This is a genomic window from Halioglobus sp. D3-4 (genome assembly GCF_055809315.1).
On record NZ_CM147907.1, the window covers coordinates 3,332,669 to 3,344,800 of the forward strand.

At 56.7% G+C, this 12,132-nt stretch carries 12 protein-coding genes; 10 read left to right on the plus strand and 2 right to left on the minus strand.

Annotation, left to right across the window (positions count from 1 at the left end; translation table 11 throughout):
* Positions 1-140: 140 nt before the first annotated feature.
* The 3 genes from AC0L6S_RS14425 (at position 141) to AC0L6S_RS14435 (ending at position 1,949) form a co-directional block, all read left to right on the plus strand.
* The gene (locus tag AC0L6S_RS14425; RefSeq protein WP_473424738.1) at positions 141-611 is read left to right on the plus strand and encodes a hypothetical protein; all 471 of its coding nucleotides are present in this window, start codon (positions 141-143) and stop codon (positions 609-611) included.
* 152 nt (positions 612-763) lie between these two features.
* Positions 764-1,255, plus strand: a complete 492-nt coding sequence (locus tag AC0L6S_RS14430; RefSeq protein WP_473424739.1) for a phasin family protein — start codon at positions 764-766, stop codon at positions 1,253-1,255.
* Positions 1,256-1,268: 13 nt separating this feature from the next.
* The gene (locus AC0L6S_RS14435) at positions 1,269-1,949 is read left to right on the plus strand and encodes a TetR/AcrR family transcriptional regulator (RefSeq protein WP_473424740.1); all 681 of its coding nucleotides are present in this window, start codon (positions 1,269-1,271) and stop codon (positions 1,947-1,949) included.
* Here AC0L6S_RS14435 and AC0L6S_RS14440 read toward each other — a convergent pair.
* Entirely contained in the window at positions 1,909-2,568 is a 660-nt protein-coding gene (locus AC0L6S_RS14440; protein ID WP_473424741.1) for a class I SAM-dependent methyltransferase, read from the minus strand. The genes AC0L6S_RS14435 and AC0L6S_RS14440 overlap by 41 nt on opposite strands.
* 51 nt (positions 2,569-2,619) lie before the next feature.
* Here AC0L6S_RS14440 and AC0L6S_RS14445 point away from each other — a divergent pair, with 51 nt between their 5' ends.
* On the plus strand, positions 2,620-3,099 hold the full coding sequence (locus tag AC0L6S_RS14445; protein WP_473424742.1) for a redoxin family protein: 480 nt from the start codon (positions 2,620-2,622) through the stop codon (positions 3,097-3,099).
* 24 nt (positions 3,100-3,123) lie between these two features.
* On the opposite strand, the gene AC0L6S_RS14450 is transcribed toward AC0L6S_RS14445, so the two are convergent.
* Entirely contained in the window at positions 3,124-4,494 is a 1,371-nt protein-coding gene (locus tag AC0L6S_RS14450; protein ID WP_473424743.1) for an SLC13 family permease, read from the minus strand.
* Between the two features lie 112 nt (positions 4,495-4,606).
* Here AC0L6S_RS14450 and moaA point away from each other — a divergent pair, with 112 nt between their 5' ends.
* The 6 genes from moaA (at position 4,607) to AC0L6S_RS14480 (ending at position 12,097) form a co-directional block, all read left to right on the plus strand.
* A complete protein-coding gene (gene moaA, locus AC0L6S_RS14455) occupies positions 4,607-5,617 on the plus strand; it encodes a GTP 3',8-cyclase MoaA (RefSeq protein WP_473424744.1) in 1,011 nt (336 codons plus the stop codon).
* A gap of 55 nt (positions 5,618-5,672) precedes the next feature.
* Entirely contained in the window at positions 5,673-6,626 is a 954-nt protein-coding gene (locus tag AC0L6S_RS14460; RefSeq protein ID WP_473424746.1) for an AAA family ATPase, read from the plus strand.
* 12 nt (positions 6,627-6,638) lie between these two features.
* The gene (locus AC0L6S_RS14465; RefSeq protein WP_473424747.1) at positions 6,639-8,057 is read left to right on the plus strand and encodes a VWA domain-containing protein; all 1,419 of its coding nucleotides are present in this window, start codon (positions 6,639-6,641) and stop codon (positions 8,055-8,057) included.
* Positions 8,058-8,317: 260 nt separating this feature from the next.
* On the plus strand, positions 8,318-10,681 hold the full coding sequence (locus tag AC0L6S_RS14470) for a DUF1631 family protein (protein WP_473424749.1): 2,364 nt from the start codon (positions 8,318-8,320) through the stop codon (positions 10,679-10,681).
* A 15-nt stretch (positions 10,682-10,696) separates the two neighbouring features.
* Positions 10,697-11,056: a PilZ domain-containing protein gene (locus AC0L6S_RS14475; RefSeq protein WP_473424750.1), complete on the plus strand. Its 360-nt coding sequence runs from the start codon at positions 10,697-10,699 to the stop codon at positions 11,054-11,056.
* Between the two features lie 48 nt (positions 11,057-11,104).
* Positions 11,105-12,097 (plus strand): LLM class flavin-dependent oxidoreductase, encoded by a 993-nt coding sequence (locus tag AC0L6S_RS14480; RefSeq protein ID WP_473424753.1) that lies wholly within the window; start codon positions 11,105-11,107, stop codon positions 12,095-12,097.
* The last annotated feature ends 35 nt before the right edge of the window (positions 12,098-12,132 follow it).

The window sequence follows — 12,132 nt, forward strand, 5'->3', positions numbered from 1 at the left end:
GTGTCATTCAGGGCAAAGTGACGTCGAAGCAGAGCAATATGTCACTTTTTTCTAGTATGTTTATTCTAATTTATTTCCGTACTCTGGCATCGAACTGGTGGGGTAGCCCACTAACTACTGCGACTCGCTAGGAGACTCCCATGGCCGAAGAAACCAAGAAAACCACCACTGCACCCAAGACTGCTGCCAAGCGCAAGCCTGCCGCCAAACGCAAGCCTGCTGCTGCCAAACGCAAGCCTGCTGCCAAGCGTGCGCCGGCCAAGAAAGCGACACCGGATTTCGCCACTACCGCACAGGAAACCGGCCGCAATGTATTTTTGGCTGGCCTCGGCTTCTACGGCAAGGCCTACGACCAGGCGCAAGAGCAGTTCAGCGAACTGCAAAAGCAAATGGAAGCCCGTCGCAAGAAAGCTGACAAGGTGTACAAGGAACTGGTCAAGCGCGGCGAGAAGCTCGAGAAAGAAGCCAAAGGTGCCATCAAGGACATCGATCTGCCCAAATTGGAGCTGGAATCACTGACAGACCGCAAAAAGCTCGACGCTCAGCTGAAAAAAGCCAAAGCACGCTTTGAAGAACTGAAGGATTCTGTTCGCTTCAAGACTGCTGCCTGAATTTAGTCCATCCAGGACCATTTTCCCTGCCTGCCAGGGAGCTTTTTCGGGGCTACTTTGTAGCCCCTTTTTTTTGTCTGGTAATCTGCTTTAATAGGCATCCCTACTAAACCACCCCTGTAGCAATCCCCAGCAATGGGAAGGCGGCCCCTATGAGTGATGAAAAAAACAAAGTCACCGACAAGGCAGGTGAAATTGCCAAGAACATTTGGCTGGCCGGTGTGGGTGCCTATGGCAAGGCTGTGGAAGAAGCGCAGGGCAGGCTGGAAAAGGCGATGGAGCCACCCAAACTGTTCCGCGAACTAGTGAAAGCGGGTACCGCACTGGAGGAAGATGCCAGAGAAACCACGGCGTCTGCCCGCAGCTCTGTGGAAGAGCGCATCAGCCGGGTCAGGGAAAATTTCCACAACCAGCGCCCGGCGCGTATCGAAGACCTTGCAGCGCTGAACAAGAAGGTCGACCAGCTCACCCGCAAGGTCGACAGACTCAGCAAGGCACTGGCGGAACAGGGCGTTGGCACAACCACAGCTCGCGCCAGGGTGAGCAACAAAAAGGCGTCTGCGCCGCCGCGTACCCGCAAAAAAGTGGCCCGTAAAAAAGCTGCAACCGCGAAAAAGCCGGCAGTAAAAAAGCCCAGAGCCTAAGTTTGCAGCACGCATGAAAACCAGGGACCGCATCCTGCATACGAGCCTGGCGCTATTCAATGAGGAGGGCGAAGCCTCTACAACAACCATTGATATTGCCAATGAGATGGATATCAGCCCGGGCAACCTCTACTACCATTTCAAGGGCAAGGATTCGATCATCACCGAACTGTTCCAGCAGTATGAACAGGCCATGCACCATACTTTGACTGCCCCCATCGAACGGCCTCTCAGCACCGATCGCGGCAGCACAGAGGACAACTGGTACTTCCTGTATGTCGTGCTGGAAGAGATGTATCAGTACCGCTTCCTGTACCACAATCTGGAAAACATTCTGCAGCGCTATCCGGATATAAAACGCGGCTTCAAACGCCTCATGCAGTTAAAACGCGCCGCAATGTATTCGATCTGCCTGGCGCTACTGCAGCAGGACGTGATTGATGCCAGGGACCAGCAGTTGCTCGGCCTGGCCGACAATATGACGCTGAACCTGACATTCTGGTTCAGTTACGAGGCACTGCTGCACGATAACCGTCTGCCACACATCACCATTCACCAGGGTGTGTTGCAGTTACTGACCATGGTCGCCCCCTATCTCGGCGACGACCAGCTCGACTTCTATCACGACTGTGAATCCATCTACGTCAATATGATCACTGAGGCCGATGCCGCGGGCCACACTGCAGCAGAATGACATCGGCGCCGATAATCTCCAGATGGGCATTGTGTTGTCGGGCCCACCACTGCCAGGTCGCCACGCTGAAAAAACACACATGAGTGGGGTCGTTCTTGTAGTGCCAGCGGGAAAAAGCCTCCCGGTCGCGCACCAGCTTGGTCATGATGCCCAACCAGCCTCCACCTTCCAGCATTGACCACAATCTCTGCAGTTCGCGCCCGGGGTGATGCAGGTGTTCGACCACTTCGGTGGCACAGATAAATGCGTAATTCGCTGACATCACCGAGTCGTCCGGAGCGAAGAAGCTGTCGTAAAGCGCGACCTCAAACCCGGATTCTCGCAACATATGAGCCAGTGCCGGTCCAGGCCCGCAGCCGAAATCCAAGCCGCTTGCGCCCGGCTCAAGCCGCGTCACCAGCGGCTGCATCAAACGCGACAGGAATAGTCGGTAACCGGGGTCGGCAACATCGTTCTCGTGCAGCGCATACTCGGCCCTCTCCCGCTCACGCGGCAGATAGTGGTCGGATGGCACGAACACCAAATGGCAGGTGGCACACTGCAGATAGGGACGGCGATCACGGAAGTATGCGCTTATCGCGCTAGCGGCGCACAACGGGCAGTGCGTTTCACCGTTCATCTGCTATTATCCCACTTCACTTGGCTTTGCCTAACTTATAAGGAGCGTAACATGACCATCAAAACCGGCGATAAAATTCCTTCCTGCTCACTGCATACCATGGGTGAAAAAGGGCCCGTTGGTATCACCACTGATGAGATTTTCAACGGTAAGAAGGTCGTTCTGTTTGCGGTACCCGGCGCTTTTACTCCCGGCTGCAGTATCACTCACCTGCCCGGCTTTGTAGTGAACGCTGACAAAATCAAGGCAAAAGGCGTGGATACCATCGTCTGCATGGCCGTAAACGACGCCTTCGTAATGGGTGCCTGGGGCGAAGCCCAGAACGCCGAGGAATTGCTGATGCTGGCAGATGGTAACGGCGAGTTTACCGCAGCACTGGGCCTGGAAATGGACGGCAGCGGATTCGGCCTCGGCACGCGTAGCCAACGATTTGCCATGATCGTCGACGACGGCACTGTGACCCACCTGAATGTGGAAGAGGGGCCCGGCGTCGATGTCAGCTCAGCGGAATCGATACTGGCACTGCTGTAACAGCAAAGCGAACCACCTGGTTCGTCAGATAACCAGCAAGTAACAGACCGTGCTGATGACGGCGACACCCAACAGGTTGATCACAAAGCCCTCCCGCGCCATGCGGGCGGTGCTGATCAAACCGCTGCTAAATACCACCGTATTGGGGCCTGTGGCAACGGGCAACATAAATGCGCAGCTGGCGCTCATCGCTGCCGGCACCATAATCATTTCTGGCGCAATGCCAGCCGCCAGTGCCGCCGCTGCCAGCACCGGCATCAACAGCGCCGTGGTGGCGGTATTGGACGTCGCTTCCGTCATAAACGTCACCGCGAGGCAGATCATCAACATCAACGCATAGGGATGCATGCTGATCAGTTCTACCAGCCACTGCCCCATCAAATCGCTCAAACCCGACTGTACAAATCCCGAGGCGAGACAAATCCCGCCCGAAAAAAGCAGCAGCACACCCCAGGGAATGGTACTGGCGCGCTCCCAGGTCAACAGGCGCTCGCCCTTGCCATTGGGTACCAGAAACAGCACGACCACGGCCAGCAGTGCCACCGATGCATCATTGGCCTGCGGCACACCAAACCAGTTACTCCAACCACCGAAGGGTTCGCTGCGGGTGATCCAGGCCAGCGCAGTGAGACTGAAGACCACCAGCACCCTGCGTTCCTGAGCTTGCCAGGGTCCCAGCGTGGGCAACTGCAAGCGCAGACTGCCACCGAGATTACGCGTCAGTACCAGCGCCATCGCCGGCACCAGAATCACCACTACGGGAAGCGCCCAACCCATCCACTGCGTGAAACTGATGGCCGTGCCGGTGGTCTGCTCGTACACCTGCATGAAAATAAGGTTGGGCGGTGTACCGATAGGCGTCCCGAGGCCACCGATGTTGGCTGCGTAGGCAACGCCCAGCAGCAATGGCGGCGCCAGCTTCTCCTTGTCATCAACACCGTCCAGCACCGCCAGAGCCACCGGCAGCAGCATCAGTGTCGTGGCTGAGTTGGATATCCACATGCTCAGCAGTGCCGCCGCCGCCATAAAGCCCATCACCAGGCGTCGCGTACTGTCCGCTCCGAACAGCCGTACCATTGCAAGTGCGATTCGGCGGTGCGCTCCGGAGTGCTCCATCGCCTTGGACAACAGGAACCCCCCCAGCAGCAGCAGTATCAGGGGTGATCCGTAGGCCTGCCCGACCTCGCGCGGCGTGAGCACCCCCATCAGGGGCAAGATGGCCAGCGGCAACAGCGATGTAACGGGAATGGGCACGGGTTCGAATACCCACCAGAAGACACACACCACCGCGACAAATCCCACTGTCGCTAAATCTGGGCCATGACCAAATGCCAGGCTTGCTGCGGCGGTTCCTGCACCCAACAGCGGGCCCAGCCACAGCGCCCATTTACCCATATCAGACAAATCTCTTGCCCCTATCCAGTGTCCCGTTACATCGTGTCTTACAGCGGCGATAGAGTAAACCCCGCTATGGAGTAGCCAGCGTCGAAACGCTACACTGCAGGCGATGACAAACGAACTGCCCAATGTATTGATAGACCGCTTTCAACGGCGCGTGGACTATGTACGCCTGTCGGTGACAGATCGCTGTGATTTTCGCTGTGTGTATTGCATGGCCGAGGACATGACGTTTGCTCCCAAGCCACACATTCTCAGCCTGGAAGAGCTCTATGAAATCGCCCGTGCCTTCGTCGAACTGGGCGTCGGCAAGATACGCCTCACCGGTGGCGAGCCACTGATTCGCAACAATATACTGTCATTAATTGAACCGTTGGGACAGCTCCCCGGCCTCGATCAACTGGCCATCACCAGCAACGGCTCACAATTACAACGGCTGGCCGGGTCACTGCGCGAATTGGGCGTCAAACGCATCAATATCAGCCTCGACAGCCTGCAACCGCGCCGCTTCCGGCACCTGACCCGCCACGGCAATCTCGATCAGGTCATAGCGGGCATCGATGCTGCGAAGGCTGCAGGCTTTGAGCGTATTCGACTGAATGCGGTCATCCTCAAGGGCCGCAATGCCGATGAGGTAATCGATCTGGTCAACTTTGCACTGCAGCGTGAGCTTGATATCGCCTTCATCGAAGAGATGCCGCTGGGACTCATCGACGAGCACAATCGCGCGCTGACCTTTTGCAGCAGCGAGGAACTGCGCGAGATCGTCGCGCGCGAACACCCGCTTGAGCCGCTCGGTGATCCAACCGGCCCGGATGGCCCCGCGCGTTATTTTCACACCGGCGATGGGCCGTCACGCATCGGCTTTATTTCGCCGCACAGCCATAATTTCTGCCACCTGTGCAACCGTGTCAGGGTCACTGCCGAGGGGCGACTGCTGTTGTGCCTCGGGAATGAACACTCGGTGGATCTACGCGCCGTGCTGCGCGCGCCCGATTACACGCTGGACAAGCTGAAGCACAGTATCGTCAATGCGATGGCAATTAAACCGGAGCGCCATCACTTCGATCTTGAAGAAACTCCGGATATTGTGCGGTTTATGAACACTACCGGTGGCTAGCTTTCCCTGCCCCCCTGATCGCGTACAATAGGGCCTCAATATTCGAGGTACGCCTGTGCACACTCAAGACTTTCCACAGCTCGACTCCGTCGAAAAAATCGAACAGGGGTTCGAGTCTCACGGCTATATCTGTAGCCGTAAGATTGCCACCGCCGTATTTCTGGCGTTCCAGCTACGCAAACCGGTGCTGGTAGAAGGCCCGCCCGGCGTGGGCAAGACCGAGCTGGCCAAAACCTTGTCGGAACTGCTGGAAACGCCACTGATTCGCCTGCAGTGCTATGAGGGACTGGACGAGGCCAAGGCGTTGTATGAGTGGAAGTACGGCAAACAGCTGCTGTATACACAGGTGCTGAAAGAGAAACTGGGAGATCTGCTACAGGGAGCGCAGAGCCTCGCCGATTCCGTGGCGAAGTTGCACCAGTTTGGCGATATCTTTTACTCCGAGGAGTTTTTGGAGCCGCGGCCACTGCTCAAAGCCATGCAGCAGGAAAAGGGTGCAATACTGCTGATCGACGAGGTCGACAAATCCGACTACGAATTCGAATCGCTGTTACTGGAAATTCTCTCGGACTACCAGATATCGATCCCCGAAATCGGCACGGTAAAAGCACGCAGCGCGCCGATGGTGTTTCTGACCAGCAACAACACCCGCGACATTTCCGATGCCCTGAAGCGGCGCTGCCTGCACCTGTACATCCCGTTCCCGACGGTGGAACTGGAGGAGCGCATCGTGCTCAGTCGCGTACCCGGAATAGACGAGAACCTCCGCCATCAACTGGTCGGGTTTGTGCACTCACTGCGCGAACTGGATCTGAAAAAAGCACCGGCGATCTCGGAGACTATCGACTGGGCGCGCAGCCTGCTGCTGTTACATGCTGAGCACCTCGATGAGGAATTGGTGCGCAGCACACTCAATGTATTGCTCAAATACGAGGAGGATATCGAAGTCACAGATACCGAACTGCGCACGCTGGTGAACAGCAATCTCACCAACACCGGCACTGCCTGAGAACGGCGCGCGATGCAGTCCAATCTGGTCGACTTTATTCAGGTTCTGCGCACACACGAGGTGCGTATCTCTCCGGCGGAAACGCTCGATGCAGTAGATGTTACCAAGAGCCTCGGCTACGCAGACCGCAACCTGTTGCGCGATGGGCTGGCGATGACGCTGGCCAAGACACCGGAAGAAGAAGTTATTTTTCTGCACTGCTTCGACCGTTACTTTCAGCAGGATCTCGCCGACTTCTCGACATTCGATACTTCCGCGCCCGAGCAAGAGGCGGACGATTCAGCGCAGCAGGAGGCGACGGAGCAGGCAACCGAGTTCGCCGACGCCCAGTCCGCGGCACTGCAACTGGCCGCTGAAAACAGCGAAGCGCTGCAATCCCTGTTGCAAGCCCCCTTGATGCAGAGCCTCGTGAGCAATGACCGCACCGAGCTGACCATGGCCATGAACCAGGCTGCCGAACGGGTCGGCTTGCAAGATATCCAGATGTTTACACAGAAGGGGCAATATACGCGCCGTATTCTCGATGCGATGGGCGAGGAACAGATTCGCAACGCTGTAATCGAGTTGGAGCAACAGGAGAGTCCCGCACTGCCCGTGCTGCAGCGCTACCGGGATACGCTGAGAGAACAGGTGCGCGATTATGTAGAGCGCGAGTACCTGCTGCACGCAGAGGGCAAAAACCAGCAGTTCATGGACGAGATTCTGAGTAAAACCCGACTCAATAATATTGAACACCTGTATCTGCACAAGGTGCACGAGTTGATTCGCAAAATGGCGAAAAAACTGGCGAGTCGGCATTCACGCAGACGCAGACTACTCAAACGCGGCCGTCTCGACATGGCGAAAACCCTGCGCAAAGGCATCCCGCACGATGGCATCATGTTCAACACGTACTGGCGGCAGGTGAGGAAGGAAAAGCCGCAAATACTGGCCGTCTGTGATGTCAGCGGCTCTGTCGCCGCCTATGCCAAGTTTTTACTGCTGTTTCTGTACAGCCTTCAGGACATTCTCCCGAAAGTCCGAAGTTTCGCCTTTTCCAGCCATTTAGGCGAAGTTAGCGAGTATTTTGCCGATTATCCTGTCGAGAAGGCTATTGAACTGGTCAATTGGAAATACGGGGGTGCGACTGACTATGGCAGCAGCCTGATGGACTTCGCGAATCTCGCCCTGGATGATATCAACAGCAATACTACCGTTATCATCCTCGGCGATGCCCGCAATAATAATGGAGATGCAAAACTTGAGGTTATGCAGAGTATTTACCAGCGTGCAAGACAGGTGATCTGGCTCAACCCGGAATCGCGCAGGGCCTGGGGCAGTGGCGATTCCGAAATGCTGCGCTACCAAAGCGCCTGTCATTTTAGTGCTGAATGCAATAACCTTAAGCAACTCGAACGCATTGTCGACCAACTTCTAAAGAGCAGCCGATAACTCCCCATGGCCTACCTCTGCAAAGATTGCAGCTACCGCGGAATTAAAAGTGGTCAGCTAGGAGAATGTCCGGCTTGCGGGTCTCGCAACCTCGCCAAGCGCACCACGACATTCAGAGAACAGCCGCGACCAACCAAGTGGCGCCTGGTGGTTCTCGTGGCGCTGTGGGGTTTTCTCATTGCACTGATTATAGGAAAAATAGGCTCCTGAAACTCGGCCCTGAACATGTTCCATTCCCCTGTTCACTGCGCGAGTTGGTGTTGGACCGGTTTGCCGAGCCGGTAGGTGTTGGCAGTCATGCTCACCCCATGCAGCAGGAGGAGTTACTGGGATACCTCAAGAACATCGACAACTTCAGCCTGTCTCCCTGGGTGGCACTCACGGGGCAGACCGAGGCCATCGGTGACCCGGCAACCCCCTCACGAGAGCAGATAGCCATTTTACGCTGGCTCGGCAAGGCGCTGGAAATCTGGGAGAGGCAAGCACCGCTGGAAGGGCGCGTCGCCGCTCAAGTGCGCCGACTCAAACCCTTATCGGCGGCGCTGGCCGTTACAGATCCCAGTTTCCTGCAGCCCGGCGCCCACCCCCTCCACCAGTTACTGGACAGCATTCAGGCCCGCGCTATCGGCTGGCAGGCGCGCCTCGACAGGGTGGGAGCGATTCTGGAGCAGCAGGTTCAAAAGGCCGTCGAGGATTCGCGTGTATGGTTTGATGACCAGTCTACGGATCTAGCCAGAATACAAAACGAGTTTTCAGCCGCCGCGGAACGCGATCAGGCGCGCGCAGCACGAATGATTCAGCGCGTGGTAGAAGCCGAAGCCGGCAAGATCAAAACCGCTGCCGCCAAACAGGAGGCTGCGCGAATGATCAACGCCGAACTCCAGAAATACCCCGCTCCGGCAGAAATCGGAGAGTTTTTAAAGGGTCCCTGGTATACCAGCGCCCAGCTGCTTCTGCTCAAACACGGCACGGACTCCGAACAGTGGCAAAAAATGTCTGCCACAACGGGCACGCTACTGGATTCGTTCCAGAATGTGGATGAAGTAGACGAATCACGCCGCCAGCAAATGTTTGAGCTGGTCACCAGACTCCCCAAGGAAATGCGCCGCTGGTTATTGAGCCTACACCACGATACTGAAGCCGTGAATGAAGCCATGGGGATGGTTGAATTCGCCCACCTGCGAATCCTGCGCAGACAACCGCTGGAGCTGCTGCATATCACGCCCATCGCAGTAGAGGGGAATCACGGCCGCGGTGATGATGAGCCAACGAGCACCGGTGGACACTGGCGCGAAGGACAGTGGTTCAGCGTGGAAAATGGCAAGGACGGCGTGGTACGTGTGCAACTGGTACTCAAAGTCGAACAGTCACGACAGCTGCTGTTTACCAATATGGCGGGAATCAAGGTACTGCAGCTAAGCTTCAGCGAATTCGATCAGCTGATCTCTGCGGGTAAGGTGAAGACACTCAACAGTGGCGCGAGTTTCAGCCTATGCCTGGCCCATGCCGTCGGCATTGATTCCGTTGAAATTCTCGGTGCCCTCGTCAGCGCGCTGGCACAGGCTGAGCCGGAACCTCAACAGCAAATCGATTCGACACCGCAGCCTCTATCAGAAACAGCGGCAGACCCGATACCGGCCGCAACACCGGCGTCTGGCACAAGGACGGATACAGACCACCTGCCGATGCAACCCGAGTGGGAGCAGGAAATTACGCTGGAGGCCGTTCCGGGCTTGGAAATGGAATCCGGGGTGGGCTTGGAATCCGAATTGGGATTGGATTCCGAGTTGGACCTGACCTCCGATTTCGACCTCGAACTCGATCTGGACTCAGAGCAGGAGCCGGAGGAGGATCTCGACCTCGCCGCCATGTCGGCACAGTTGATCGTGCCAGACATGGACCCAGTAGGTGCAGCGCCGGACCTACCCGACCAGATTCCAGTGAGTGACATGACACAGGACCCGGGACCCGAGGCTGACCAGCCTTCCAGCAAAACACTGCCATTGCCGCCAAAGCCAGCAAGAGGCGAGGGCTTTTTGATTGATCAGGCCGAGGAGATAAAAGCGCGCGGCGGATACATTGGCAAGCGCGCAGAGTTCGAAGCAAGAGACGATGTCGAGGTAGAAGAGATCATCGTGCAGCCGCCGGACTATCCACCAGAGCTGGAAAACCCGACCGATAGTTTCGGCGACAGTACCGCATTGCAGGAGACCAGCGGGGAGTTAAGCGGCGATGATGACGCCTCCATGGAAGCGCTGCTCTCCGAGGCCCAAGGCGACGCGGCGGAGCGGGAGCCGCCGCGTGAAACAGCGCCCGACGCTGACGTGGATCGCGCAAGCGATAACCCTGGAGATAAAACGCGGGATATGCGTGAGGTCAATCTTCCGATGGGTGCATGGCTGGGCTTTCACGATGGTGAAACGCCACTGATGGCGCGCCTGGCCGTCTATGACCTGGAGAACGAGAACTATATTTTTGTGAATCGCCAGGGCGTCAAAATGCGGCAGGTAAGCCGACTGGAACTACTCAACCTTATCGACAATGGACTGGTTGATATTCTTGAGACACGCTCGAACTTCAGGGATGCAGTCACCGAGGTTCAAAAAAATATGGATCAAGAGTAGCCGTGGAGTATTACTATGACTGAGGAACGACGAAAATACCTCCGGCTCCCGGTAAGAAGCACGACGTTTGTCGAGCTAATTTCTGCCCGCGTCGGACAGCGAGAATCCGGCAAAATGATCACCTGCACCACGCTGAATGTATCGCGTTCTGGTTTGCAGGTCGTTCTGGCCGAGGAGCTGACCATAGGCGCTATCTTACAGATCGGCGTAGACTTGCCCAATGCGCCGCGTACACTTTATCTTGCAGGAGAGGTGCGCTGGTGTATACCCAATAATGACGAAGAATACCCGTGGAGAGCAGGCTTCCAAATTCTGAACGCCGGGGACTCCGACATCGATACCTGGGTAGCGATGATCTCAATAATGGAAAACTAGCGCTGGCGCTTCACCGCCAGCATATGCCCTACAGACAGGAGCTTTTTTATGGCTGATGTCATGCTGCGTTTCGATATGCGCCTGCCTGATTTCTCCACAGTCTCACAGGCCGATCTGTACGAGGCGGCAATTGAGATGTGTGCCTGGGGAGATGAGCAGGGCATCGGCAGCGTCCACCTTTCCGAGCACCACGGCTCCGATGACGGATACTGCCCCTCACCACTTGTACTGGCATCCGCAGTAGCCACCCGTACGCGCAGTATGCGAATTTTTATCTCGGCCCTGATCGCCCCCCTGCATGACCCGGTGCGGCTGGCAGAAGATCTCAGCGTACTGGACAATATCAGTCGTGGTCGCGTGATCCCCATTCTCAGTGGCGGCTACCGGGAGGAGGAGTTTTCCGCAGTGGGAAAAGAACTCAGCGTGCGCAAACACTACATGGACAGTATTGCCCCATTCCTGAAACAGGCCTGGAGTGGCCAGCCCTTCGAGTTTGAAGGTCGCACCATCACCGTCACCCCAACACCCTTCAGCCAACCGCGACCGATGATTCTTATGGGGGGCAGCAGCAAGCCGGCAGCGCGGCGCGCTGCAAGGGAGGCAGACTATTTTGTGCCCTCCGGGCCAGAGATATTCGAGTACTACCGCGAGGCACTAAAGAATGCGGGGAAACCCGACCCAGGGCCAATGCCCGCAGCGCCCTCCACAGTCACCTTCGTGGCGGAGGACCCGGACGCCTACTGGAAAAAAATAGCGCGCCATGTACAGCACGAGACGAACACGTACGCACAGTGGGCTGAAAAAGCTCAGGTTTTCTCACCGTACAGGCACTTTGACGATTGCAGTGAACTGCGGGCCAGCGGAGCCTATAGAGTCTATCGTCCGCAGGAACTGATCGAGGCCGCACGCAAGATGGCCAGCGCACAACCCATCATGTTACATCCACTGTGCGGGGGTATTGATCCCAAAGTTGCCTGGCAGAGTCTCAAGCTGTTTAACGAAGCGGTACTGCCCACTCTGCAAAAAGAAGGCATCGCCTGAACCTGACAGCAGCACCTGAGCAGCCAGGGCTAACG

What these genes read in the sequence shown, in the direction of transcription:
- AC0L6S_RS14425 (WP_473424738.1), top strand. Translation starts at nt 141, where the DNA reads ATGGCCGAAGAAACCAAGAAAACCACCACTGCACCCAAGACTGCTGCC.
- AC0L6S_RS14430 (WP_473424739.1), top strand. Translation starts at nt 764, where the DNA reads ATGAGTGATGAAAAAAACAAAGTCACCGACAAGGCAGGTGAAATTGCC.
- AC0L6S_RS14435 (WP_473424740.1), top strand. Translation starts at nt 1,269, where the DNA reads ATGAAAACCAGGGACCGCATCCTGCATACGAGCCTGGCGCTATTCAAT.
- AC0L6S_RS14440 (WP_473424741.1), bottom strand. Translation starts at nt 2,568, where the DNA reads ATGAACGGTGAAACGCACTGCCCGTTGTGCGCCGCTAGCGCGATAAGC.
- AC0L6S_RS14445 (WP_473424742.1), top strand. Translation starts at nt 2,620, where the DNA reads ATGACCATCAAAACCGGCGATAAAATTCCTTCCTGCTCACTGCATACC.
- AC0L6S_RS14450 (WP_473424743.1), bottom strand. Translation starts at nt 4,494, where the DNA reads ATGGGTAAATGGGCGCTGTGGCTGGGCCCGCTGTTGGGTGCAGGAACC.
- moaA (WP_473424744.1), top strand. Translation starts at nt 4,607, where the DNA reads ATGACAAACGAACTGCCCAATGTATTGATAGACCGCTTTCAACGGCGC.
- AC0L6S_RS14465 (WP_473424747.1), top strand. Translation starts at nt 6,639, where the DNA reads ATGCAGTCCAATCTGGTCGACTTTATTCAGGTTCTGCGCACACACGAG.
- AC0L6S_RS14475 (WP_473424750.1), top strand. Translation starts at nt 10,697, where the DNA reads ATGACTGAGGAACGACGAAAATACCTCCGGCTCCCGGTAAGAAGCACG.
- AC0L6S_RS14480 (WP_473424753.1), top strand. Translation starts at nt 11,105, where the DNA reads ATGGCTGATGTCATGCTGCGTTTCGATATGCGCCTGCCTGATTTCTCC.